The organism is Bartonella sp. AA83SXKL (assembly GCF_042196965.1).
In the GTDB taxonomy this organism is placed as follows: Bacteria; Pseudomonadota; Alphaproteobacteria; order Rhizobiales; family Rhizobiaceae; genus Bartonella.
Genome location: NZ_JBHIRG010000111.1, coordinates 1 through 994 on the forward strand (window position 1 = coordinate 1; position 994 = coordinate 994).

The following is a 994-nucleotide window of genomic DNA, read 5'->3' on the forward strand; positions in this document are numbered from 1 at the left end:
GATGTCACTTATCAGCATAGATTTAAGAAAATTGGTTTTTCTGGAACGAGTTTCTCTGCTGGATTGCGCCACCTTTTTTGAAGAGGTGCAATATGTATTTTTAGTTAAAAGGCAGAAGATTTTCTGCCTTTTAATGTATTGAAATTTATTTTGCCTCATCAATATGGTTATTTTTTTGATATAAAAGATTATAATAGATGCTTTCTTTTATGCGATGAGAAATTTTTCTAAAATTTTTGATGTCAAGATATGAGGATAGATTTCATTGTGAATGTGAGAAGATTAAACGCTAAATGCTTTCGGTATAATCTTTCAAAAGAGACGATATTGATGATTGTTTTTGTCCGTTTCTTTATTAATTTTTATAGATCATAAGTTTAGTCTTTATGAGCTTTATGCATTGTTTTGAATTTTGTTTTAGAACTTTATTGACGTTTATATCATTTAATACGCATATTATTTGTTCCCTTTTTTAGGATATTTACTTAAGAATTTTGGATAAATATTTATTTTTAGAACAAACAGAGGGAGTTTGAGGTCAAATTATAATAAAAGTAAAGTATGTTTTATCGTGTTGTTATGGTTGTTGTTTTGTAAATGATAGGTACCAGAGAAATTTCGATAAGATACAGGATATTATTTTTATTGCGGTCATGCGCGGATATAACCATTCTTTTTTCAGCATTCAATATTTGCGCAGATTTTAGCACTCGAGAATGTTCATAAGAAGCTAATTCACCTTTTTTCAAAAGTCCTTCTTTGCATGCCAGCTTCGTTTGTGATGGACAAGGGGTTAATTGATTAAATATAAACAGGTTTGAAATGAAAGAAATTTATAATATTCAGTTTTTATTCAATATGTAAAATGATGAATGAGCATTCTGAATTATTGCATGAAATTTTCCTAAATCAATATTACGCGCCTGATTAAACTGAAGATGCTGATAAACAACCTGAATCTGCGGATCAAAAACAACACCTTTATACCCTGTTG

At 29.2% G+C, this 994-nt stretch carries 1 protein-coding gene; it reads right to left on the bottom strand.

Annotation, left to right across the window (positions count from 1 at the left end; all coding sequences use genetic code 11):
- Positions 1–566: 566 nt before the first annotated feature.
- Entirely contained in the window at positions 567–749 is a 183-nt protein-coding gene (locus tag ACFINO_RS09995; RefSeq protein ID WP_375640774.1) for a hypothetical protein, read from the bottom strand.
- Positions 750–994: the final 245 nt, after the last annotated feature.